This window comes from Bacillus methanolicus MGA3, from assembly GCF_000724485.1.
In the GTDB taxonomy this organism is placed as follows: domain Bacteria; phylum Bacillota; class Bacilli; order Bacillales; family Cytobacillaceae; genus Bacillus_Z; species Bacillus_Z methanolicus_A.
Map to the genome: position 1 here is coordinate 2,757,256 of NZ_CP007739.1, position 22,352 is coordinate 2,779,607.

22 protein-coding genes, 6 tRNA genes and 5 pseudogenes are annotated in these 22,352 nt (G+C 36.9%); 18 read left to right on the forward strand and 15 right to left on the reverse strand.

What is annotated here, in order from left to right; translation table 11 throughout:
* Window positions 1–42 precede the first annotated feature (42 nt).
* Window positions 43–744: an MgtC/SapB family protein gene (locus BMMGA3_RS13415; RefSeq protein WP_003349775.1), complete on the reverse strand. Its 702-nt coding sequence runs from the start codon at window positions 742–744 to the stop codon at window positions 43–45.
* Window positions 745–981: 237 nt separating this feature from the next.
* Here BMMGA3_RS13415 and BMMGA3_RS13420 point away from each other — a divergent pair.
* The 8 genes and pseudogenes from BMMGA3_RS13420 to BMMGA3_RS13455 form a co-directional block, all read left to right on the forward strand.
* A tRNA-Ala gene (locus BMMGA3_RS13420) sits at window positions 982–1,054 on the forward strand.
* 539 nt (window positions 1,055–1,593) lie between these two features.
* Window positions 1,594–1,944, forward strand: coding sequence for a winged helix-turn-helix transcriptional regulator (locus BMMGA3_RS13425; protein ID WP_003349776.1), 351 nt, complete (start codon window positions 1,594–1,596; stop codon window positions 1,942–1,944).
* A gap of 229 nt (window positions 1,945–2,173) precedes the next feature.
* Window positions 2,174–2,256: transfer RNA gene (locus BMMGA3_RS13430), tRNA-Leu, on the forward strand.
* A 108-nt stretch (window positions 2,257–2,364) separates the two neighbouring features.
* Window positions 2,365–2,441: transfer RNA gene (locus tag BMMGA3_RS13435), tRNA-Pro, on the forward strand.
* Window positions 2,442–2,451: 10 nt separating this feature from the next.
* A tRNA-Gly gene (locus BMMGA3_RS13440) sits at window positions 2,452–2,522 on the forward strand.
* 38 nt (window positions 2,523–2,560) lie between these two features.
* Window positions 2,561–2,648: transfer RNA gene (locus tag BMMGA3_RS13445), tRNA-Ser, on the forward strand.
* Window positions 2,649–2,879: 231 nt separating this feature from the next.
* Window positions 2,880–3,311 (forward strand): SRPBCC family protein, encoded by a 432-nt coding sequence (locus BMMGA3_RS13450; protein WP_003349778.1) that lies wholly within the window; start codon window positions 2,880–2,882, stop codon window positions 3,309–3,311.
* Window positions 3,311–3,580: pseudogene (locus tag BMMGA3_RS13455) on the forward strand (ArsR/SmtB family transcription factor); the annotation flags it as partial. The gene BMMGA3_RS13450 and the pseudogene BMMGA3_RS13455, both read left to right, overlap by 1 nt.
* A 236-nt stretch (window positions 3,581–3,816) precedes the next feature.
* Here BMMGA3_RS13455 and BMMGA3_RS13460 read toward each other — a convergent pair.
* Both BMMGA3_RS13460 and BMMGA3_RS17960 read right to left on the reverse strand, forming a co-directional pair.
* Window positions 3,817–4,452, reverse strand: a complete 636-nt coding sequence (locus BMMGA3_RS13460; RefSeq protein ID WP_003349781.1) for an FMN-dependent NADH-azoreductase — start codon at window positions 4,450–4,452, stop codon at window positions 3,817–3,819.
* Between the two features lie 204 nt (window positions 4,453–4,656).
* Window positions 4,657–4,806, reverse strand: a complete 150-nt coding sequence (locus BMMGA3_RS17960) for a hypothetical protein (RefSeq protein WP_003349782.1) — start codon at window positions 4,804–4,806, stop codon at window positions 4,657–4,659.
* Between the two features lie 186 nt (window positions 4,807–4,992).
* Between BMMGA3_RS17960 and BMMGA3_RS13465 the strand changes: the two genes are divergently transcribed.
* Window positions 4,993–5,066 (forward strand) — tRNA-Arg (locus BMMGA3_RS13465).
* 396 nt (window positions 5,067–5,462) lie between these two features.
* Here the strand turns inward: BMMGA3_RS13465 and BMMGA3_RS13470 are convergent.
* The 4 genes and pseudogenes from BMMGA3_RS13470 to BMMGA3_RS13485 form a co-directional block, all read right to left on the reverse strand.
* Window positions 5,463–5,738, reverse strand: coding sequence for a DUF2187 family protein (locus BMMGA3_RS13470; protein ID WP_003349783.1), 276 nt, complete (start codon window positions 5,736–5,738; stop codon window positions 5,463–5,465).
* A gap of 20 nt (window positions 5,739–5,758) precedes the next feature.
* Window positions 5,759–6,577: pseudogene (lgt, locus tag BMMGA3_RS13475) on the reverse strand (prolipoprotein diacylglyceryl transferase).
* A 66-nt stretch (window positions 6,578–6,643) separates the two neighbouring features.
* Window positions 6,644–7,732, reverse strand: coding sequence for a class II aldolase/adducin family protein (locus tag BMMGA3_RS13480; protein WP_003349784.1), 1,089 nt, complete (start codon window positions 7,730–7,732; stop codon window positions 6,644–6,646).
* Between the two features lie 38 nt (window positions 7,733–7,770).
* Window positions 7,771–8,994, reverse strand: coding sequence for a zinc-dependent alcohol dehydrogenase (locus BMMGA3_RS13485; protein WP_003349785.1), 1,224 nt, complete (start codon window positions 8,992–8,994; stop codon window positions 7,771–7,773).
* A 155-nt stretch (window positions 8,995–9,149) separates the two neighbouring features.
* Here BMMGA3_RS13485 and BMMGA3_RS13490 point away from each other — a divergent pair, with 155 nt between their 5' ends.
* The 4 genes and pseudogenes from BMMGA3_RS13490 to BMMGA3_RS17550 form a co-directional block, all read left to right on the forward strand.
* The gene (locus BMMGA3_RS13490; RefSeq protein WP_237712891.1) at window positions 9,150–10,091 is read left to right on the forward strand and encodes a diacylglycerol/lipid kinase family protein; all 942 of its coding nucleotides are present in this window, start codon (window positions 9,150–9,152) and stop codon (window positions 10,089–10,091) included.
* 77 nt (window positions 10,092–10,168) lie between these two features.
* Entirely contained in the window at window positions 10,169–11,056 is an 888-nt protein-coding gene (locus tag BMMGA3_RS13495; RefSeq protein ID WP_003349787.1) for a diacylglycerol/lipid kinase family protein, read from the forward strand.
* Between the two features lie 479 nt (window positions 11,057–11,535).
* Window positions 11,536–13,098: an alkaline phosphatase family protein gene (locus tag BMMGA3_RS13500; protein ID WP_003349790.1), complete on the forward strand. Its 1,563-nt coding sequence runs from the start codon at window positions 11,536–11,538 to the stop codon at window positions 13,096–13,098.
* A gap of 238 nt (window positions 13,099–13,336) precedes the next feature.
* Window positions 13,337–13,700 (forward strand): annotated as a pseudogene (locus tag BMMGA3_RS17550) (Tn3 family transposase); the annotation flags it as partial.
* 119 nt (window positions 13,701–13,819) lie between these two features.
* Here BMMGA3_RS17550 and BMMGA3_RS13505 read toward each other — a convergent pair.
* From BMMGA3_RS13505 to BMMGA3_RS17565, 6 genes are all read right to left on the reverse strand, one after another.
* Window positions 13,820–14,935, reverse strand: a complete 1,116-nt coding sequence (locus tag BMMGA3_RS13505; RefSeq protein WP_003349791.1) for an MGDG synthase family glycosyltransferase — start codon at window positions 14,933–14,935, stop codon at window positions 13,820–13,822.
* A gap of 167 nt (window positions 14,936–15,102) precedes the next feature.
* Window positions 15,103–15,303 carry a hypothetical protein gene (locus tag BMMGA3_RS13510; RefSeq protein ID WP_003349794.1) on the reverse strand — a complete coding sequence of 67 codons (201 nt, stop codon included), beginning with the start codon at window positions 15,301–15,303 and terminating at the stop codon, window positions 15,103–15,105.
* Between the two features lie 425 nt (window positions 15,304–15,728).
* Window positions 15,729–15,821 carry a YjcZ family sporulation protein gene (locus BMMGA3_RS17555; protein ID WP_003349796.1) on the reverse strand — a complete coding sequence of 31 codons (93 nt, stop codon included), beginning with the start codon at window positions 15,819–15,821 and terminating at the stop codon, window positions 15,729–15,731.
* A gap of 53 nt (window positions 15,822–15,874) precedes the next feature.
* On the reverse strand, window positions 15,875–15,952 hold the full coding sequence (locus tag BMMGA3_RS18825; protein ID WP_412151053.1) for a YjcZ family sporulation protein: 78 nt from the start codon (window positions 15,950–15,952) through the stop codon (window positions 15,875–15,877).
* A gap of 367 nt (window positions 15,953–16,319) precedes the next feature.
* Window positions 16,320–17,579, reverse strand: coding sequence for a group II intron reverse transcriptase/maturase (ltrA, locus tag BMMGA3_RS13515; protein ID WP_003347278.1), 1,260 nt, complete (start codon window positions 17,577–17,579; stop codon window positions 16,320–16,322).
* On the reverse strand, window positions 17,521–17,706 hold the full coding sequence (locus BMMGA3_RS17565) for a hypothetical protein (protein ID WP_003347276.1): 186 nt from the start codon (window positions 17,704–17,706) through the stop codon (window positions 17,521–17,523). The genes ltrA and BMMGA3_RS17565 overlap by 59 nt, the downstream gene beginning before the upstream one ends.
* Window positions 17,707–18,435: 729 nt before the next feature.
* On the opposite strand from BMMGA3_RS17565, the gene BMMGA3_RS13520 reads away from it, so the two are divergent.
* Window positions 18,436–18,666: a hypothetical protein gene (locus BMMGA3_RS13520; RefSeq protein ID WP_003349608.1), complete on the forward strand. Its 231-nt coding sequence runs from the start codon at window positions 18,436–18,438 to the stop codon at window positions 18,664–18,666.
* Window positions 18,667–19,232: 566 nt separating this feature from the next.
* Here BMMGA3_RS13520 and BMMGA3_RS13525 read toward each other — a convergent pair.
* The gene (locus tag BMMGA3_RS13525) at window positions 19,233–19,682 is read right to left on the reverse strand and encodes a hypothetical protein (protein ID WP_003349607.1); all 450 of its coding nucleotides are present in this window, start codon (window positions 19,680–19,682) and stop codon (window positions 19,233–19,235) included.
* Between the two features lie 233 nt (window positions 19,683–19,915).
* Here BMMGA3_RS13525 and BMMGA3_RS18475 point away from each other — a divergent pair.
* The 4 genes and pseudogenes from BMMGA3_RS18475 to BMMGA3_RS17580 all read left to right on the forward strand — a co-directional run.
* Window positions 19,916–20,062, forward strand: a pseudogene (locus BMMGA3_RS18475) (IS4 family transposase); the annotation flags it as partial.
* Window positions 20,063–20,270: 208 nt separating this feature from the next.
* Window positions 20,271–20,438 (forward strand): hypothetical protein, encoded by a 168-nt coding sequence (locus BMMGA3_RS17575; protein WP_003349605.1) that lies wholly within the window; start codon window positions 20,271–20,273, stop codon window positions 20,436–20,438.
* A gap of 271 nt (window positions 20,439–20,709) precedes the next feature.
* Window positions 20,710–21,146: pseudogene (locus BMMGA3_RS13530) on the forward strand (RNA-guided endonuclease TnpB family protein); the annotation flags it as partial.
* 215 nt (window positions 21,147–21,361) lie between these two features.
* The gene (locus BMMGA3_RS17580; protein WP_081485710.1) at window positions 21,362–21,544 is read left to right on the forward strand and encodes a hypothetical protein; all 183 of its coding nucleotides are present in this window, start codon (window positions 21,362–21,364) and stop codon (window positions 21,542–21,544) included.
* Between the two features lie 130 nt (window positions 21,545–21,674).
* On the opposite strand, the gene BMMGA3_RS13540 is transcribed toward BMMGA3_RS17580, so the two are convergent.
* Window positions 21,675–22,346, reverse strand: a complete 672-nt coding sequence (locus BMMGA3_RS13540; RefSeq protein WP_003349599.1) for a hypothetical protein — start codon at window positions 22,344–22,346, stop codon at window positions 21,675–21,677.
* Window positions 22,347–22,352 lie beyond the last annotated feature (6 nt).

A 22,352-nucleotide genomic window follows, 5' to 3' on the forward strand; every position in this document is an offset into this window, starting at 1 on the left:
TATGAAACTTGCATTTTTTTGTATACGTTTTTTATCCGGTTTTTACTCCAAGTTCTCAACTTCCACCTGGGTAACACCTGCTAATGATTTCAATTTGTGATAAACTTCTGTTGTATAGACATTTTTATTTGTGGTAATAACACCACTGATCGTAACGTCATCCTTTTCTTCTTTCAATTTAATTCTCTTTATTCCTATTTTTCTACCTTTCATTTCTATCAATAAATTGGTTAAATCTGTTGTTTTATCAATGATTAACTTGACTTTGATTTCTTTTTCACTTAGCTTTTTTGGTCCAATCCACTCAAACAGAAAAGGTACGATTTTGACCCCGATGATAATAAAAATTACACCTAGTAACGCCTCTATGTAAAAACCGGCACCAATAGCTATTCCGATTCCTGCGGAAGCTAAAACCAAAGCAGCCGTTGTTAAACCCGATATCGCTTCATTGCTTCTTCGTAAAATCACACCTGCCCCCAAAAACCCAATTCCACTAATGATATAAGACGGTATGCGCCCAGGGTCCATTGGACGAGAGTATTCTTTAGAATAAAGAAAAGCGGACTCATACGATACAATCGTTAATAAACAAGCCATAACCGATACAATTTGGCATGTTTTTAAACCTAAAGGCTTCCCTTTCAATTCCCTTTCTAATCCAATGACTAAACCTGCTATTGCAGCAAAAATTAATTTGATCAACACTTCATTTTTTATAGTCAAATCGACAGTATGATTCATTTTCTCTCCTCCTTTAACCCTTTTTAAAATTTTGTTTATTTTAAAAATATAACATAATTAAAGTAATTAGTTTTTAAAAACATGTTTGTTTGATTTCATTTTCTTAAAAAATTTGAACTGAAACATGATTAATATGAAAGATTGTAAACAGTTTACCAAAATTTCATCAGTTTTTTAATAAATTTTCCTATTGCATAGAAAGTAAGATACCGCTATAATATCTTTTGTACCTCATATGGGGCATTAGCTCAGCTGGGAGAGCGCTTGCATGGCATGCAAGAGGTCAGCGGTTCGAGCCCGCTATGCTCCATTCCGCGCAAAACGAACGCTAATCGAACGGAAAGTTATAAACAACGTACGTTTATATATCCTTTTAGAGCAACGGTCTCTTTTTCGACTACATCGGAATGGAGGCCGTTTTTTATTTTCACTCGAAAAAAGACGAGATAAACGCGTTAAATTATATCGAACAAAAAAGCGCAAGAAAGTTCAAAAACGATTATATTGCACTATTTGAGCAGTCTTTTTTGAACGGCGTTTGCACAAATAATCAGTCGTTTAAGCCCCTCCTTTTCGCATCCTTTTCATCCTTTCGTGTAATTATGTTTAAATGAGCTAATAACTTTGATTTTTCATTTTAAAATATTTAAATATTATTAGAATTTTATAGAAAATAATATGGCGAAGTTTATAATAGACTGCGGTTGGAAAATGTTAATCATTCCATTATCCAATACCAATATTTACTGTATGGTCTATGTAATACTGTAGTAGTTAAAGTACTTCTCCTTATAAAGTACGGTTTTTTTATAAAGTAACTATCTGAATGAACGGTGAAGGAGGAATAAAATGACTGAATTCTTTGAGCATGGCCATTCCAAATGTCCTATCGAAAAGACTATGAGTGTTATAGGTGGAAAGTGGACATTTATTATTCTTAGAGACCTCTTTTATGGTCCAAAGCGATATAGTGAATTGCAAAAGTCATTAAAAAGAATTAGTCCTAGAACTCTTTCAAAGCGATTAAAAGAGTTAGAAAATGAAGGGATTATAATGCGGAAGATTTACTCAGAAATTCCACCACACGTAGAATACTCTCTAACAGAAAAAGGTCAGGCCCTCCGTCCCATTTTTGATGCAATGAAAGACTGGGGAAATGCATGGGACGTGTTAAGTATTAAGGAGAAAAATGACTCTTAGTTTCAAAACCGATATAGACTTAGAACTTGAGATGATCCTGCTGTCCTGACGTTCGTATTAGTTCAATTAAGTAAGATAAATTGGTCAGTGTTATATGAATAGACGAAATATAATGATGTTTCTTAAATATGATTGCACAGTAGAACATACATTTTTTCTAAGACTTTACAGATGCATTTTTTTTTAAAATATGCTATATTGTTTTTCGTCAGATTACGAATTCCATTTAGCGGATGTGGCGGAATGGCAGACGCGCTAGATTCAGGTTCTAGTGGTAGCAATACCGTGGGGGTTCAAGTCCCTTCATCCGCATCTTTTGTTAGCAAGGCTTCAACCTTTTTATGGTTGAAGTCTTCTTAAATCACTCTGCTTATTTCATTTCAGGGATATCCGTATTCACTCCCTTTAAAGCTTCTCGATCGGGAAGTAGCTCAGCTTGGCAGAGCACCACGTTCGGGACGTGGGGGTCGCAGGTTCAAATCCTGTCTTCCCGACCACATTAAAAATGCGGGTGTAGTTTAATGGTAGAATTTCAGCTTCCCAAGCTGACGGCGGGGGTTCGATTCCCCTCACCCGCTCTGCAGCTAGTTGAACGAAATAATCATTCTATCATTCTGGAGAAGTACCCAAGTGGTTTAAGGGGGCGCACTCGAAATGCGCTAGGACGGGCAACCGTCGCGTGAGTTCGAATCTCACCTTCTCCGCTTGATTTATGCGTTGCTAAAGTCTCTGTCTTATATTGATGAAAGAAAATGCCGGATTTTCTTCCGGCATTTTTTGCATTTTACTATAAACATTCAGTTTTTTACTTCTTTTTTTAAATAACTGGAGGAATGTTTGTAATTAAACAAATATTGACATGTAACCAAAGGGTTTTATATACATTAACACGAAACCTTTTGGTTACATATTTATTCAACATGGAGGAAAGTTATATGGATATTAATCAGCCAAGCAAAGTTCCAGACATTCGCAAAACCACCGTATTTAATGCTCCGATTCATAAAGTGTGGGAAGCCGTAGCAACTACAGAAGGCATCGCTGCATGGTTTATGCCAAATAATTTTGAGCCAAAAGTTGGATATGAATTCACTTTGCAGTCACCTTTTGGGCCATCGCCTTGCAAAGTTCTTGAACTCGACCCGCCTTATCGACTTTCTTTTTCGTGGGATAAGAGTTGGCGTGTTTCTCTTGAATTAAAGGAACTAGAAGGAAAAACAGAATTTACGCTTATTCATTCCGGTTGGGGAGATCCGGATGAAATTATTCAAAAAGCAGGAGAAACAAATTCTGTAATAAGAAACCGAATGAACGATGGGTGGGATTCGATTGTAAACAACAAACTGCGAAAAGTAGTTGAGGGTTAATGTCAACTGCAAAAAAACATGATATTTTTCAAGCAATTGCTGATCCTACCCGTCGTAAAATGCTGCGACTTCTCGCTGAAAAGGAAATGCCTGTCACTGTAATAAGCAAACACTTTCCTATGAGTCGTACAGCAGTTTCTAAACATTTACGAATTCTTTCGGAATCGAAACTTGTCAGTGTGAAGAATGCGGGAAGAGAGAAGATATATAAACTCCAGCCGGAGACGCTTCTCGAACTAAAAGATTGGCTTTCCTTTTTCGAGCAATTTTAGGAAAATAAGGTTTCAATGCTTCAACATTTTGTGGAAAACGAGGAAATAGACAATTTAAATCTTATAGTACCTAACAAAAAGACATCTAAAAATTCATGATAAGAAAAATAAGAGCAGTTGGTCCTGCCCTTGATCTAGAAATAATAAAGGTAAGCACATATTAAACATGACTAATATGTGTTTACCTTTCAATTTTAAAGATTATTATTTTTATGCCTTCTTAAATGGCAGCATTAAAATGTATGGGCTAAGTCCTTAGCGTGGGCAATAGCATTTTCTTTAATTTCATTAGCTTTGTCAGGCATTGCGTTGTGTCCTTCAATAAATAAGCCTTCAAAAGAAGGAACACCGAAGAATTTCATCATCACGCCAAGATATCTGTGTCCCATTTCCAATTCAACTGCAGGACCTTCTGAGTAAATACCGCCGCGTGCCTGAATGTGTAATGCTTTTTTATCTGTTAAAAGGCCAATTGGCCCCTGTTCTGTATATTTAAAAGTTTTTCCTGCGACAGCAACTGAATCAAGATATGCTTTCATGACTGGAGGGAATGAAAAGTTCCATAAAGGTGTTACAAATACGTATTTATCTGCCTCGATGAACTGTTCGCACAACTCTGAAAGCCGGCCGACTTTTGCTTTCTCTTCAGCGGTAAGTTCTTCAAATGCCTGTCCAGAACGAAGTTTCTCCCAACCACTTAAAACATCAGCATCAATTTGCGGAATGTTTTCTTTATATAAATCAATATGAACCACTTCATCGTTCGGGTTGACTTCTTTATAAGTTTCGATAAATGCTTTTCCTGCTGCCATGCTGTAGGATTGTGTTTCATTTAGCGGGTGCGCCGTGATGTACAAAACTTTTGCCATGATGTTTTTTCACCTTTCTTTAATTAATTTTTTTTTGACCTTTTAGTTTTCATCAAAAAACTAAAAAACAGTCAAATAATTTTATCTTGAATTAAATTATTTTTAATTCGAGATAAATAATACTAAAATTATTTTATCAAATCAACTATTTTGTCTCTAAAAAATATAAAAAGGATTTGCCTGAAATGACAAATCCTTTTTATATTACTGATTATTAACATATGAATAAGGATTACGGCCAATGTTTTTTCGCATTTCATCAGTAATCTCAAAAAGATCATTTTCTGTAGATTCAATGGAAGCTGTTTGCTCAAGTTGAACGCTGCCATCATAATGAATAGGCTTTTGCTCCAATAATTTTCACCTCCACAAACGATTGGTCTACTTATTTACGTTCTTACTTTTTCATTCGTCTGGATATATTTTACCATTTATACTAAAAATTTTGAATATTTAATAAATATTTTTTTTTATTAATAATCTCTATAAATTTAAAGGTCTTGATCTTTACTGCCTAAGCCATTATAATAAAAACCTGATGTCCCAGTAGCTCAGCAGGATAGAGCAACAGTTTCCTAAACTGTAGGTCGGGAGTTCGAATCTCTCCTGGGACGTTACATTAAGTCGAGAAAATCCCTTATATATCAAGGGGTTTCCTTTTTTGTTTACTTGGTTTTTTATTTCCAAAATAGTGAATTGGGGTCGAATTGGGGCAGAATTTATTTTTTTATATTAGAAATTAAAAAATTAGTGCCATTACAATCAAAAAACCGGTCATTATTAGCAAATCCCTCTCTCCATCAGATAGGAACTTTGTTTGTACAAAGTAACTTCCATAACTACCCTTCACTTTGACACATTTTATTTCTCTAACCGATCCGTATTTGATTCCTTCTGACGTTCGGATTTGGACCGTTTCTTTCACTATTAGCCCATATGGAATTAACAATTTAAGATAGGAATTTATTATAGTTGTTGTTCTAGTTGTATTCCATTTTCAAAGATAGTTCTCATAATATTTCACTCGCCTTAACTACACTATAATTTTTGTGATTTACCACGGTGAAAGGTGTTTCAAGACCTAAATTTGCGGCAATGGATTTATTTATATTCACTAAAGCACTATTATCTCTTATTTTGAACACAACTCCCTTTAACTTTATTCCGTTTCTTAAAAAAATAATTACATCACCTTTTTGAGCCATCTTAACCACTGCTAAAAAGTCCCCCTTTTCAAGTTTATTTAATAGGATTTCTAAAAATAGAATCAACAACCTGCCTATCATTTCAATCAAACCTTATTCTATTACATACCACTATCTAAATAACGGATATTGGCATATCCTTTTTTTCGACGGTACCAGATGATCAGAATCGCCACAAAGATTAAAACGACGGAAACGACTTGTGCCATCCGTAAATTCTCCGTAAGCATTAAGCTATCCGTTCTCATTCCTTCGATAAAAAAACGGCCGAACGAGTAGTAGATCATATAAGTCAAAAACAACTCGCCGCGCCTTAAATTTAGCCGTCGGAGGAACATTAGAACGATAAAACCTCCAAAATTCCAAAGTGACTCATATAAAAAAGTCGGATGCTAATGCGTCCCGTCTATGTACATCTGGTTAATAATAAAATCGGGCAAATACAGATTTTCGAGAAATTCCCGTGATACGGGTCCCCCGTGGGCTTCCTGATTAATAAAATTTCCCCAGCGTCCTATTGCCTGACCTAGAATGAGACTCGGTGCTAAAATGTCGGCAAGTTTCCAGAACGAAATTTGTCGTACTTTCGAAAACACGATGATCGTCAATACCGCACCGATTAGTACACCGTGCATGGCCAGTCCGCCTTCCCGGATAGCAAAAATTTTAATGGGATGTTCGGCATAATATTCCCATTTAAAAATGACGTAATAAATGCGTGCGAATATGATTGAAACAGGAAATGCATAAATGACGAGATCGGCAAAGGTTTCTTTTGGCAGATCACGTCGCTCGCTTTCACGCATGGCGAGCCATAGGCCGAGAAGGGCGCCGGCAATGATAATAACACCATACCAGTAAAGTTGGATCGGACCGAGATCGATCGCAACCCTGTCGATCGGTTCAATCGTAGTTTCCATATTCTCACTCCTCTTTACATAAGATACCCTTCAATTTTTATTCTGTAAGATCTAAATCTTACTTTTTTATGCCATTGGCACCTGGGGGATGACTTGCCCTTCAATACGTTCAAAGATGTCATCTAAATCAGGGCCTGTTATTGTGAGACCGTGATTTTTAAGTCCAATGATTGCTCTGGATGGATCATTGGCATTTCGTACTAGATCTGCTACAGTTTCCGCCAATTGAATTGTACCGCAAGGGTAGTTGATTTCCGTTGCTTTTACCCCATCCATCCATGCATGAATATGCACTATTGCCCCTACTTTTGGATGTTCTTTATAAATCATCCAATGTTCAATCGCATCAACCGACGCTCTTCTTGGAGAAATACTCGGAGGAACACTTATTTCCATCGCATTTTTCTTCGAATTAAATCCTTTGATGTGTAAAATGTCTTGACCAATTACTCGCATATTCGCTTTGTTGACTCCGCTGGCGCTCATCCAAAAACTTCTGTCATCGTGTCGGCTGCTTAGATTTCCATAGCTAAGGCCGCCGATCCCGTACAATTTTTTTAATTGGCGCATATCACGAGATGATAAATATTTTTCGAGTGGAAATGGTGCAGGCAATAAATTCATTTGATCTAATTTTTTACCTGCTAGGTACATTTTTTGTGTGATTTCGTTGCCATTCCATAATTTTTGATCCAAATCATCCACAAAATCATTGTCAATAACTAATTGAGACGATGCAACCGGTTCCAATCTTTCATAAATCTTTTGGAAAAAGTCTTCTTTTTCTTTACTTTGGTAACTTAATTTGTAAAATCCTTGTTCAGGAGTGATGAAATAAACATCTGTTTTTTCCTTGTTGTTTACAATGAAAATTAAATGGTTCGCTAACGATCTGATTAAATAAGGATAAGCAGCCTCAAATATATTCTCCGGTTCTTCATTCTTCTCTAGTATAGATACGACAAAAGTCGCCTTTGCTTTTCTGCGAAAAGGACGTGGATTTTCTTGGTCGATCACATGAAATACAATCCTAATATCATCAACCGGCTCTTCAAAAAATTCGTATCCCTCAGTTGAAAATTTTTCTTTTAATCCTTCCGTATACCATGTAAGAAAAGGAGTTTTTTCGGCACCTGTTATTGTAAAGTTCTTCATTTTGTTTTCCTCCCTAATTTCTATTAAGATCTTGAATGTTAGGGTTCAAAAACCACTTTGATTGCTGCACGATTTTTCTTATTTAAAGCAGTATCAAGTGCATTTCGGTAATCTTCTAATGGAAATCGGTGAGTAACTAATGGTGATAGATCGACTTTTCCAACACGCATTAATTCAATTGCTATGTCAAACGTTCGTACTCTTTTTCCTTGAAACGCTTCCGTACTATAAGCAAAGCTTCCTTTCACATCTAACTCATTAAGCCATACTGTCGTCCAATCAATTCCGTCCATTATGCCGGCTAGTCCTAACAGAACAACTTTTCCACCGCTTTTGGAAAACCGAAGTGCATCATTGATACTCTGTTTTTTTCCAACACATTCAAAGACTATATCTGCACCTCCCTGTATGACCTCAGGACCAAAAAGCGGCTTTAATACCCGTCCATTAAGAGATTTTGTTAGATCATCGACATAAGTGTTTTTTCGAAGATAGACGATATCGTTCGCCCCGTAGTTTGCAGCCAACTCATTTTGAAAAGGATGTTTTACCAATGCAACAATTCTGCACGGGATTTCCAGTGCTCGAATAGCCGCAATGACACATATCCCAATCACTCCTCCTCCTATGACTAATACGGTATCGTTTTTACTTGGAGGATTTCTTAAAACACTATGTAAAGCGCAGCTAAAAGGCTCTACCATCACGCCGTTTAAATCATTCACAGCTGCAGGGAGTTTAAAGGCTTGGCTTTTGTGCGCCACTAAATATGAACTCCATCCGCCACCTGTGTCACGACAGGCCCCAATTAACAAACCCGGTGACAAGTCTCCTTCAGTTTTATGCACACACAAACTAAAATTACCTTCAAGGCATGCGGGACAAGGATGGTCTATTCCTCTCGATATACACGACAAAATCGGGTCTATTACAACTCGATCCCCCCGATTTAAATGAGTAACTTGTGATCCTATTTCCGCAATTTCCCCTACGATTTCATGGCCGATTGTGAACGGAAACGAAACAAATGGTGAAGTAGCAGGACTATCATTTAAAAAAATGAGATTAAGATCACTGCCGCAAATACCTCCATATTTCACTTTTACTTTCACCCAATCTTCATTCGGAAGCTCCGGCTCCGATTGTTCGTGAAATCGTAAACAGGAAAGTCGAGAATCCCAATAAACTGAAGGAATAAATCTTCCGATTATTTTGCTGGAAATATAGCGGGGCATTTTATAATCGAATTGCAAAGCTTTCAACACAGATCACCTAGTTTCTTTAACGATTTCAAGTTATAATTTTTCCTGCCCATTACCTTTCTATTCATATTTTTGATAAATGTGGAAAAATTATTTCTAAAAAAAAGAACGTATTTTGAAGTGAAAAAAAAGAAGAATAGTACCGTAGTTATTAATTGGATTTGGAAGTATCTTGTGGGTCGGAGGACTTCACTATGAATAACATAAACAAACAGGCATTGATGGTTTATAACCCATTTTCCGGAAAAAAGGGTACTCATAAAGCCTTTCCGATGCTCATTAAAAAACTTTCAGAAATGGGTTATCGATTAACGATTCATCATGTATCGAGGTTCAAACACGTGGATAATCCTATTAAAAAGGCATGCCAAGACAGATGGGATGCAATTTTTATTGCCGGAGGCGACGGGACTGTAAACCAAACACTTCAATTTATTGCAGAAGAAGAATATAGACCGCCTATAGGAGTATTCCCATTTGGAACGAGTAATGAATTTGCGAAATACTTAGGTATGTCTTGCAATACGGAAGCTCTTTCAATTATTGAAAGAGGTAATATAAAACCTATTGACATTGGTAAATTTGGAAACCGTTATTTTGCAAACATTGCAGCAGCGGGTTGGTTGTCGGATATTACCTATAATACATCTCCATCCCTTAAATCTTATTTTGGTGAATGGGCTTATTACTTTCATTTTCTTAAAACACTTTTTTTAACAAAACCATCAGATACAATTTCATGTGATGTTTCCCCAAATGAAGTAATTTCAGATCTCTCTTTATTTTTACTTATGAATGGAAACTCTGTTGGTCCTTTTGAACATCTTATCAAGACTTCAACCTATAATGATGGTTATTTTCATCTTCTCACCTGTAAAAAAACCAATCGATTCCAACTATTTTTTTTATTACTTGCCAAAAAGCTCAACATTACTGTCAATCCATCAATCATCCATCATACTAAAATAAAATCCGGAAGCTTTAGGATTCCAGAGTCTGTCTCTCTCAATCTTGATGGAGAAAAATCTTATGTGAAAAATCTGAATTTTAAGGTGCTGCCTCAACATCTTCATGTTTTTAGTTCAACATCAAAATAGAAACGACTTTATTTCTTGTATATTCACATGTAAAATAGGCTATAATTTTGTTAAAATTTTTTGAATAGGTGAGACTTTTGTATTGTTTTATTGTAAATAAGGTTTCGGGTAATGGAAGGGCTCTTAAAATTTGGCATCAAATAGAAAAAAAGCTCCAAGAAAAAAACGTTTATTACTGTGCTCGTTTTACAGAGAAACCAAAACATGCCACTTTATTAGTTCAAGAGATTATCAATAAGGAAAAAGTGACTGCAATTGTTGCAGTTGGCGGCGACGGGACGATCCATGAAGTAATTAATGGATTAGTAGGTACGAATATACCGTTAGGAATTATTCCTGCTGGCTCAGGAAATGATTTTTCAAGAGGATTAGGTATCCCATTAAAACATGATAAAGCTCTAGAACGTATATTAAATGGGAAACCAAATATCATCGATATCGGAATTGTAAATTCCACATATTTTTGTACAGTGGCAGGAATAGGATTTGACGGGGAAGTAGCTCATGCGACGAATGATTCCATATATAAAAAATTGCTTAATTTCGTCCGGATGGGTCAAATCTCATACATCATTAGTGCAATAAATGTGTTATTCCATTATAAACCTATAGATATCTCCTTAATGATTGATAAGAAGCTATACAAGATTCCAAAAGTGTGGCTAATTGCCGTAGCCAATTTACCTTTTTATGGCGGAGGACTTGCTATTTGTCCAAAGGCCGAAAGCAATGATGGTTTATTTGATATATGTATTGTTCAAGGAATGTCTAAGTGGGAATTTTTACGCAAATTGCCAGTAGCTTTTAAAGGAAATCATACATCCTCCCCTTTTATTAAGATTATAAAAGGAAAAGAGCTAGAAATTTATTCCCCAACTCCATTGTTGATACATGGGGATGGGGAAATGATCGGCCAAACTCCTGCCCGAATCGAAATTGAACCAAGTGCATTATATGTTATGTAAGAAATGATAAATCAAAAAGATGAAAAACCCTTATTTCATTGTTACAGTTGAAATAAGGGTTTTTATTTTTTTAAATGAAAATTATTTTTTTTTGTTCATTTCTTCGTAAGCCTTTTCATAATCAAATTCAACTAACGCCACGATCATTTGGTTTATTTTTTCAATAATACCCTTTATGAATTCAATCATGATCTGTTTGAAGGAACTCCTTTCTTAATTTTGTACATTAACGTTATATGCAACCGTTAAGGAAACGTAGAGATAACGTTAATTTACTCAAATGGATCTTTTACTATGCAGCATTTTTCTATGACTCCCTTTTTCCTTTTAAAAGAAAAGAATCGGGCATAAGTAAAAATAGCTTCTAAATTCTCATTATACATAAACGAATAGTTCGGTTGTATTTTGCCATACTATGGTTGTGCTAAACTAAATAATTAAAACGTTTATCGTTTATCATTTAAAGAGGATGAGTAACTTTGAATAAAGTCATTCTAATAATAGCGGGATTGATTCTCATTTTATTTTTAGTATTCTCGAACACCCCCTCTAACTCTGGTTTTACAAACGTTCAAAACCAGATTACACAGCCTAAAAGACCTGTTATTCTCTTAATGATTGACTCTTTGATGGATGAACCATTACAGAAAGCGATAAAAGAGGAACGAGCTCCGGCACTCGAATTTCTAATACAGAATGGACAGTATTATCCGAACGTGGTTAGTTCCTATCCCACCATGTCTGTAACGATCGATAGTACATTACTAACCGGAACCTATCCAGACCATCATAAACTCCCTGGGCTTGTCTGGTTCGACGAAAACGAAAAACGGATCATTAATTATGGAAGCGGGAAAGAAGAAATTATAACACTTGGTATAAAACAGGTTCTAAAAGACATTGTTTACAATTTAAATAATCAACATTTAAGTGAGTCAGTTAAGACGATTCATGAAGAGCTGGCTAAGAATAAGAAACATTCTGCTTCTATTAATGGTCTTATTTACCGTGGCGATTATGAGCATGACTTAAACACTCCAAAAACCATAGCATTCTTTAAGCTAATGCCTAAACAAATAAGTACAAATGGACCGATCTTGTTTTCTTTCGGACGGTTATCACAATTTAATCCGAAGAACCAATATAACCACTTCTGGCAAAGTTTTGGATTCAATGATAATTTTACCGCGCAAGAAGTAAAGTATCTGATTCAAAAAAAGAAACTTCCTTCTTTTACAATTGCATATCTTCCAGATCATGACCACACTGTTCACAAGAACGGGCCGATGGATGTAAAGGGAATTGAAAAAGCCGATAAACAGCTTCAAAAAATTTTAAATTCGTATGACTCGTGGGATGAAGCGTTAAAAAAAGGGGTATGGATTGTAATGGGAGACAGTGGACAATCATCGATTGGAAAGGACAAAAACAAATCCATAATTCGATTAAAATCTCTGTTACAGGATTATACCATTGCTAAATTGGGTGAACCAATCAAGAAAAATGATCAAATTGTCCTCGCCGTGAATGAGCGGATGGCTTTTATCTACTCATTGGATAAAAACATTCCGCTTTCTGAGATTGCTTCCAAATTAAAAAAGGATTCAAGGGTGGATTTTATCGCCTGGAAAGAAAACGACCTTATTCATGTGACTGAGGAGGAAACGAAAGAAACACTTAAATTTCGTCCTAAGGGAACGTATATTGATGAGTATAAACAGTCTTGGACGTTACAAGGGAACACTTCCATTTTAGATCTTTCTGTAAATGAAAACAAAATCCAATATGGAGATTATCCTGATGCTCTTGCCCGCCTTTATAGTTCCCTTCATTCACATAAGGGAAGCTATCTCATCGTTGATGCAAAACCCGGGCATGAATTCGTCAGTGAAAAATCTCCCACACATATCGGAGGAGCCGGACACGGTTCGTTACACAAAAAAGACTCTACAACCCCGATGATTGTCGTTGGAACAGATTTAAGACCCAAATTCCTTCGGCAAGTCGATTTAAAAGATTATTTCCTACAGTTAACCAAATAACGAAAATCAGCTTGAACTCATTAGGAGTTCAGGCTGATTTCTTTTCGCAAACCTTCTCCAATGAAAATACATTCATTTTAGTAACAGGTATTGTATGATACATGCTACTAAAAGATAATTGATTTGAACGAAAAAGATTGACTAATGCCAGTCGAATGTAAAGACGGCAATTAACTTAAAGTCTTTCTGGTGTATGTGTCGTTTTATTATCATTTCCTTTTCCATCCATTAATATTGAAGTGAGTTAGGACAAGCAGTAAAGACTATCTTCTTATGTGAATACTTACATTCGAAAGAAATCCATGAAGGATTAAATGTAGTAGAAAATTGGACCTCAGCGAATGACTTTACTTGTTACGGTAAAGGCAGCGAAATCCAAAAGAACCAACCAGAAGAGCAAGAAATAGCTATTCTTTGTCTTCATTTGTTGCAGAATTGCTTACTGTTTATTATGGAAAATCTAATATGTGCTGAAGGACGAGGATTGGATCAAAATGACACCTGAAGATTATCGAGCTCTGACTCCATTGATATACAATCATATTAACCCTTATGAAGAATTTGTCATGTCAAATTCCTCGAAGTTTAAAGGAAATTATTGAAAGTGTCTGCACTACTACATAATGGAAAAAAGCACACTATAAAAAGAGTGGACGTTATTACTCGATTTATCTAAGATTAACTTCGATTTAGTTTAGGTCACATCATCTAGCGAAATATTTTAAGGAATAAGACAGTTAACAATAAATTTTGCACTTGCTAATGGATCTATTTTTTGTTGAAATTCCCTCATTTTATTATGTAAAAACTCCATTTCTCGGGAAGAAAAGAGTAAATTTTCAATCAAAATGTCGATATTATTTGTGTCATCAATTTTAATAGCTAAATGATTATTTACTAAAAAATCACAATTTTTTTCTTCGTGACCCGGGATTGGTTGATATATATACATAGGCAACCCCTTTGATAATGCCTCAAAACAGGTTAATCCACCCGGTTTTGTAATGAGTAAATCAGCCGCATCCATCCACTCGTCAATGAGATCAACAAACCCTAAAATATAAACATGAGGATGATGGAACTTTGTATCCCTTAACAAAGAACTTCTTAGTGTTTCGTTATTTCCAGTGCATATTATGACCTGAATTTTTTCTTTCCATTTCAAAAGAGCATGGGCAAGTTGCTGTATTCCGCCTAATCCTAATCCTCCTCCCATAAGAATAACGGTAGGAATATTATTTAATTTTAATTTTTTTCGCATTTCCTGTTTGTTTTTCTTGACCCAAAAATTCGACCTTATTGGCAAGCCTGTTACCACAATACGACTCCTGGGAATTCCCATATTTATTAATTGATTATATACATCTTCACTTGATACCAAATAGACATCTACCTCTGAATGAACCCATGCCCCATGAACATGAAAATCGGTGATTACCGAGCAAAGAATGAACGGATAACCCATCCTCTTTAGTCTGGATACTGATGAGCTAGTAAATGGATGGGTGCAAATGATAAGATGAGGTTTCTCCTGATCAAGAAGAACTTCAATTTGACGATGAAACAATTGATAAATAATAAATTTCTTCCAATTGGAAAGAGGTTTGTTTTGTTTATAATCATACATTTTTCTCCATAATGAAGGAGAGCGGATGATTATTTTAAGGTAAGAATTAAGCAGCAGCTTTGTAGTAAGAGGATGAAGTGTCTGCCCCACCTCTAAAATTTGTGTATGAATTGAAGGAGCAAGATGAGAAATTCCTTGCATCAACGCTTCTGCGGCTTTCGTATGACCACTACCAATGGCTTCTGATAGTATCAGTACTTTTTTGCTCACGATGACACCCCCTTACTAGTTCATCTAACTAACATTTATGATTTGCAATATTGCTAATGATAATACTGGTTTATGGATTCATTAATTCATTAATCCATATGACTATTGATGGTATGCTGGATACATGGCTAGAAACCAAATATGTTCATATAGAATACGGCGTTTCTTCAAAAACGGCTAGGTCCGGCTTTTTTATACATCCATAGTTGTTTGTACTGATTCGAAGGTGTAAAGCAATAGGCTCGAAAGGTGTTTGATGAAATATCAACTACTTTGATGTTTCGTTGGCTCAATTGGTTTTTATCTGACAGATAAATCATTTCCAATATTTCTCCGGTTTCTGTAGACCTTCTTAATAAACCGTTCATCGATCGGACCTCCTTTACAATCATTATTCAAGAACATGCATTCTACATCCAGCAGATTTACGAACATTTGCTTGTATATTCACTTGAATCCTGTGTATTTTTTTATTTCACAACAGATGATCTTTCTCTTTAAAAAAAGGCCCGTAGGCCTATGGAAACACTGTTTAAATTATTTGCTTAATTAGAATCTGCGTCTTCTTCTTCTCTCTATTTCGAATATTTCAAAGGGGAAAAACCGTCTTCTTCTAAAGGGGAAAAACCGTCTTCTTCTAAAGTCGTCTTCAAATTCAAATCTTCTTCTAAAGTCGTCACGAAAAAACAAGTCTCTTCGATCGAATCCAAAAAATGGCATTTAATTCATCCTCCTTTCATTTCAGAAGTCAATATGACAAAAGGGCAGATTAACTCAACCTGCCCTGTACAATTTAATAGATACCCGTACAAGAACATCCTACAATGATGAGTAAAACAAACAATACAACAACTAACGCAAAAGCACGTCCAATTCCATCACTCATGTTTTAACACCTCCTATTACTTTGAATAATCAGTTTTTACTTCTTCGAACTTCTTAACCAAAGAACATTGTGGAACCAACAATAATTAATAGAATAAACAATACGACGATTAACGCAAAATTACTGCCGATACCACCGTAACCCGCACCGTCGTAACCATAACCACCGTAGCCAGCACCGTAAGATCCCCAACACATAACATTTCACCTCCTATTGTGATGATTAAGGAAGACTTTATCATCAACCTCACTATAAAATATGTTTCAAAAAAGAAATTCGATTGGACATGGGTCAAAAGAATAACAAAATCCACATTTGCTTTAAATAATCGCATTAAATCACTGATTTACGTAAAAAAATCTTGTTTAAAAATCAAAACTCGTTTCTAACTAGATTTTTTTTGAAATAATTAGCAATACAATTAATCGAGTAGGAGGGGGTGACTAACCCCCGACCTCTCACACCACCGTACGTACCGTTCGGTATACGGCGGTTCAATTAAGTATGACGTAGAAAATGATATCTCTCGAATAGACTTCTTAACCCTTGTTGACTCCAGTAGGAGTTATCGAGGGTTTTGTGTAGAATGGGACTGCAGGCAATCCGCCAGTATTTCTTGCGTGTATTGCCCCACTCGATTGCTTTATGACTTGGAACACCTAATGCTCTAAGTTTCCGAATTCTTGTTTTCGGCGTTTTCCACTCTTTCCATAAACACATTCGAAGTCTTCGTCTTATCCATTCATCAAATTCTTTGAACTTGCTTGGTGTATCTGCCAAGGCAAAATATCCACACCATCCCATTAGGTACATGTTCAGTTTCTCAATTCTTTCCTCCATTCGATACGGTTTGGATCTGGATGTGATTTCACGGATCTTGTTCTTGAATCGTTTCACACTTTCTTTCGCCATCCGTATCTTGGGTGTTTTGTTTGGTGTAAAGCTAAAACCGAGAAACTTCCGTTTCCAAGGACGGTCTACCGCCGATTTCTCTTTATTTACCTTGAGCTTTAATTCCTTCTCGATAAAGTTAGTAATGGAGTTCATGACACGAATTCCTGCTTTCTTTGTTTTCACGTAGATATTACAGTCATCCGCGTACCGTACAAATTTATGTCCACGTTTCTCAAGTTCCTTGTCCAACTCGTGAAGCATGATGTTTGATAATAGTGGACTAAGCGGTCCACCTTGTGGCGTTCCCATGTCTGTTTCCATTACCACTCCATTTATCATCACGCCTGATTGAAGATACCGGCGGATTAACTTAAGTAAAATCCGATCTTCGATCGTTTTCGCCAAGATCCCCATCAGTTTGTCGTGGTTCACCTTGTCAAAGAATTTCTCTAAGTCTATATCGACCACCCAGCGATATCCTTCTTTGATATAGCCCTTTGCTTTCCTGACCGCGTCATGTCCTCTGCGGCTTGGGCGAAAGCCGTAGCTATGTTCAGAGAAGGTCGGATCGAAGATTCTCGTTAACACTTGGGCGATCGCTTGTTGAATGAAACGATCAGTCACGGTGGGGATACCTAGAAGTCTTACTCCGCCGTTCGGTTTCGGGATTTCGACTCGACGAACGGGTAAGGGTTTGTAGGTTCCCTCTCTTAACGACTGTCGAATGGAGTCCCAGTTTTCATAGAGGTGTCTCCGTAGGTCTTTTGCGGGCATGCCATCTACTCCGTGACTTCCTTTATTCTGTTCAACTCGTTTTAATGCCGTTAGGAGATTTTCCCGTGACAAAATCAGTTCCATCAACATAGATATCCTCTCCACGTGAACGAATCCCTCTATTTGTGCCATCTTCTGCTCCACCCTCTTGAAGTCCCCCGTGGGATTCACCACTTCCTCCTTCAAGTAAGTCCTGCCGGATTGTCTGCTTCAACACAGAAGATGAACGCGTAGTGTTTCGTTCTCCTTAATTGTTCGGTCCTTCCTCTTTCATCTCGAGCTCGAAAGAGTACTATGACCTCTGCTGACTTCTGACTGCTCAGCTATCTATCGCTAGATAGGTTACCAAGATTACTTGGCGTGCCAGTCAGATCTCCCCGGGTAAGAGTGTAATCTTTCCTTCCATCTATCTGCTTCATTTACTCTGTATCACCTTCGGCAGAAAGGGCTTTGTTTTGTTTTGCAAACTCACCCAGTGATACCTAGCCTTATATGAAGTTCGTATTCCTCAGACCGGAAGTTTGCCGTCCGCTTCCTTCAGATTCCGCGTTACCACGGACACCCTTGCGTTATGCTAACTGCTACTTCTGCCTTCACAGCTCGGGACTTGCACCCTATAGATTACACCCATGCCGGGCGCACAAAATAGAAGCGTATGCATTTCGCATACGCTTCTACCAATAAGGAGGTGAAACTGCTGCATGGGCGGCGGATACATGCAGCTGAGTTTCATAGAGAGACTTCTATCCCTCGTATTATAAGATATGAAAAAAGAATAAAAAGGTATGGACAGGTGTTGATTTAACTATGGAATTTTAAGAAAATGGACGAACCAAGAATTTAAAATGGTAATAAGACAGATCGTTTTCTTATTATTGTCGATCGTAAGGAAATGGAAGAAAATGATAATACGAAACAAAACCACCCTTTCAAGCGGTTAAGGAAATTGGACATTTTTTTATTGAAAGGCAATAAATTAATGCAGTCTGGATCCTTCACAGTCAAGAAAGTAGAGAACATTCCTAGCATTGCCCATGAATGGATCCGGAAGATCAAGAGGGAGACAGGATACAGACCAACTCGTATTGAGAAGGTTTTTCTGAACAGTGAGAAGGATATTACGGAAGAAGTGCGGGCAATAGATGAAGCACCTATCCCAGACATAGATATTTGGTGATACGTTGCTATATATAAACATAATATGGTATATATTAGGGACCCCCTATTTATATTTTTTGGCAAAACCCTTTCCGTATGGAAGGGTTATTTTTTTGCAAAAAAATTAAAAAATTTTCAAAAAAGGGGTTACTAATTCATGAAACATTCGGAACGACTATCAAGAAAGTACAGAAACATTCGCAAAGTAATGTTTGCCACATTTTGAATTACCAATCGCAAAAGAAATACCGAAAGAAGTCCCTCTCAAGTGAGAAGGGCTTTTCTATTTATGATATCGCCAGCAAGCTAACGGAACAGACTACCCCCAAAACAATAAAAAATGAGCTTCATTACAATAAAAGATACAAAATTTTCGTTCTGGGGAGCATCATGAAATTTTAACTTGATGGCTATGTGGCGGTACACCTTCTTATAAAAATTTTTATAAAAGGGCTTAGGATAGACGTCTAATCTTTAGAGGTTATCCTACATAAGATAAAAGCAGTACTTATGGTGATATACCATTGGAAAAAGCTCTGCTTATCATTTGCAGAGCATTTAAATCATGAAAGATTAACTCCAACCTCAGTATCCGTAACCTCCATATCCATATGGGAATCCATATCCCCCATATCCTCCGTATCCATATGGGAATCCATATCCATATCCCCCATATCCTCCGTATCCATATGGCGAAAGTAACGTACCAGCTAATAAACCACCTGTTAATCCACCAAAGAAAGGCCCACCGAATCCAAATCCACCAAACGGTCCGCCAAAACCAAATGGTCTGCCAAAACCAAACGGTCCGCCAAAACCAAATGGTCTGCCAAAACCAAATGGTCCGCCAAAACCAAATGGTCTGCCAAAACCAAATGGTCTGCCAAAACCAAATGGTCTGCCAAAACCAAATGGTCCGCCAAAACCAAATGGTCTGCCAAAACCAAATGGTCTGCCAAAAATTCTTTCATCTGGATTGCCTACTTGATTTTCCTGAGAGTATTCATTGGGTAAAAAATGCATTTCTGAATTCATTAAGAAACCTCCATTTTCATTTTCTTCTTCAATAAAGAATATGCATTTACCCATCTACTTTCTTGGGTGAATATCTTTGGTTGATAAAAAAAGAGGTGAAAGTAATATATGGTGTACCTCAACATCGTCCAAGCTAAGGTGAATTTGTATCCCCATAACCCAAAAAACGCTATTCTTTTTGTAGAAATATACAGGAAGGATGACGTTTTTTATGAATTTTCATTTCAGACGAAATGAATCTCTTTTCCCAGGAACTTCGAAGCTCCTTATCTTCATCTTCTCTTCAAGAATTAGCTAAAGAAGTTGGTTTTGTTCAACGTACAAGTAAATATCAAGCACAAGAATTAATTGCTTTATGTGTATGGCTTAGTCAGCAGGTCACGAGGCACCCCTGATAAAAGATTATACCATTTTACATGAATTGGAATCATTAGTAATGCAATTAAATAGTATCTATTAGATAAATGTGGAATTTTCCTGTCAGTTGAGAAGTTTGGCCAGTCCACCCTTTCTTAAAAACATACCTTAAAGGTAGGAATCACATATTTAGCCATTCTCCAATACTCAATAGGAAGGAGGTAAAGTAGTATGTGCTTTGGTTCTTGCGGTTATGGTTATGCAGCGCCTGCAGCTCCTAACTATGGCGTCAATTTTGCATTAATTGTTATCTTATTCGTCTTATTCATTTTACTCATCATTGTAGTATGTATGTTCTTGTACAGGCATCTATTAAGTTCCTGCAAAGTAAAAATTTGAATCCCCTTTCCTTGATTTGCAAACTGAATAAATAATTAATAAACATCATCTTTAAAGAGCCTATAGGTTCTCTTTCAGCTTATTAATTTTTCGACAAGTTAAAACCCTGCCAAACGGCAAGGAATACTTACAGGATGATAGCTGGAGACGTGAAGGAACTGAGTAATGATCAAACATCAATATTAATAAAGCATAGTTTAGTAATACAACAAATAAATTTTCAGGAGGAAAAAACAGATGTAGACGAACCGTTGGCGGTGCAAATTGGGACAAAGCTAAAAAGAAAGTCGCCCGTATACACGAAAAAATAGCCGATGCAAGAAAGGATTTTTTAGACAAGGTTTCAACCGATATTGTCAAAAACCACGACATTATCGGAATGGAAGATTTGTCTATAGCTAATATGCTAAAGAGTCGTTCTCTTGCCAAAGCAATTAGTGAAGCATCATGGTCGCAATTCAAGACCATGATTGAGTACAAAGCAAAATGGTACGGCAAACAAGTTGTGACCGTTGCAAAAACTTTCCTTCCAGTCAGCTTTGTTCTTTTTGCGGCTATCAAAACAAAGACGTTAAAAATCTTGGATTGCGTGAATGGGACTGTCCTTCTTGCGGAACCCATCATAATCGAGATATTAACGCAAGTATCAATCTTAAAAATGAAGCTATAAGACTTTTAACCGCAGGGACTGCGGGGCTAGCCTACTAAGATAACCGAAGGTTACTTCGGTGTTCGTAGGAATCTCCCGCTTCAAACAACCCGTCAGGGTGTTAAGCGGTGAGTAGTTCAATTTTTAAATCGTTCTACTAACATAGAAACTTAAATACTCTTGTGTTTAAATGTTTCCAATTTTTTTAAACTGACAAACTCCAAGTTAATCTTTATTTCATATAGTGTATTGACTAACAGAAAGAGGTGAGGAAATGCCGCAATATCACTACCCTGGCTACCAATACTATCCATATGGACAATTGCACCAACCATGGTATCATGGATATCCCCATTACGGATATTATCATGGATACCATCATCCCTATCACGGATACCATCATGGACACCATCATCCCCATTACGGACATCATTATGGATACCATCATCAATATTGATTCCGCCAACACAATCATTGCAGTCCAAAATAAAAGGCGGTTCTTAGATAATTTAAAAAGGCCTGACCACAATGCGTCAGGCACTTTTGTTTAATCATAATTAAAAAGGAAATCCATCTCTTACATTCTATTACAAAGGCAATAAAGCAATTGTTTCACGTGAGCGAATATCTTCTATCATTTTTACCCATTCCTGTGGTTTTGCGGAAAGCACAGAATAATAAGTTGTAAGGAAATCTGCAACAAGACTAGCTGGAAGTTCCGTAACGCTTTCGTCCATCGGCATAAAGCAAAGATCCAGCCCCGAAACAGCCTCTCCGTTATTCTCCCATGAAGGATGCACATACGAAAGATCAAGTCGCTTATAGCCAAGGTGTGAAAGCACTTCGCGGCGAACGTATGGATCCATTGGTTTTACGCCGCCAAATTCATAGTTTTCCACTTGGTAAGGGTCATAGATTTCAGCAAACATACCAAATAACTGATTTCCATTTTCTTTTGCAAGGTTTTGCAAATCTTTTAAACGATTTTGGGCAAGAAAGCGGCCAATGCTTAAGCCAGGTTTTCCAATGATCGTAAAATCAGTCATCGCAATGTTCCAGTCTTTGTAGTAGCGGTATTCCGTCGCTCCTACTACCTCATCCTCATGAACCGCTACAAACACACGGATATCCGGGTCTTCTAAAGGTTCTTTCCATAGATCGAACTCTAAAACTTCTTCAGGAGGAAATACCTCTTTCATTAAATTATGAAGTTTTGAAAACAACGGATCTTCAATGCTCGTTATGCGTACATATTCCATTTGCCA

Excerpts from the sequence above, each read along its gene's own strand:
- BMMGA3_RS13415 (WP_003349775.1), bottom strand. The coding sequence starts at position 744 with ATGAATCATACTGTCGATTTGACTATAAAAAATGAAGTGTTGATCAAA.
- BMMGA3_RS13425 (WP_003349776.1), top strand. The coding sequence starts at position 1,594 with ATGACTGAATTCTTTGAGCATGGCCATTCCAAATGTCCTATCGAAAAG.
- BMMGA3_RS13450 (WP_003349778.1), top strand. The coding sequence starts at position 2,880 with ATGGATATTAATCAGCCAAGCAAAGTTCCAGACATTCGCAAAACCACC.
- BMMGA3_RS13460 (WP_003349781.1), bottom strand. The coding sequence starts at position 4,452 with ATGGCAAAAGTTTTGTACATCACGGCGCACCCGCTAAATGAAACACAA.
- BMMGA3_RS13470 (WP_003349783.1), bottom strand. The coding sequence starts at position 5,738 with ATGATAGGCAGGTTGTTGATTCTATTTTTAGAAATCCTATTAAATAAA.
- BMMGA3_RS13480 (WP_003349784.1), bottom strand. The coding sequence starts at position 7,732 with ATGAAGAACTTTACAATAACAGGTGCCGAAAAAACTCCTTTTCTTACA.
- BMMGA3_RS13510 (WP_003349794.1), bottom strand. The coding sequence starts at position 15,303 with ATGAACGGTTTATTAAGAAGGTCTACAGAAACCGGAGAAATATTGGAA.
- BMMGA3_RS17555 (WP_003349796.1), bottom strand. The coding sequence starts at position 15,821 with ATGAGTGATGGAATTGGACGTGCTTTTGCGTTAGTTGTTGTATTGTTT.
- ltrA (WP_003347278.1), bottom strand. The coding sequence starts at position 17,579 with ATGTTGATGGAACTGATTTTGTCACGGGAAAATCTCCTAACGGCATTA.
- BMMGA3_RS13525 (WP_003349607.1), bottom strand. The coding sequence starts at position 19,682 with ATGAATTCAGAAATGCATTTTTTACCCAATGAATACTCTCAGGAAAAT.
- BMMGA3_RS17575 (WP_003349605.1), top strand. The coding sequence starts at position 20,271 with ATGTGCTTTGGTTCTTGCGGTTATGGTTATGCAGCGCCTGCAGCTCCT.
- BMMGA3_RS17580 (WP_081485710.1), top strand. The coding sequence starts at position 21,362 with ATGCCGCAATATCACTACCCTGGCTACCAATACTATCCATATGGACAA.
- BMMGA3_RS13540 (WP_003349599.1), bottom strand. The coding sequence starts at position 22,346 with ATGGAATATGTACGCATAACGAGCATTGAAGATCCGTTGTTTTCAAAA.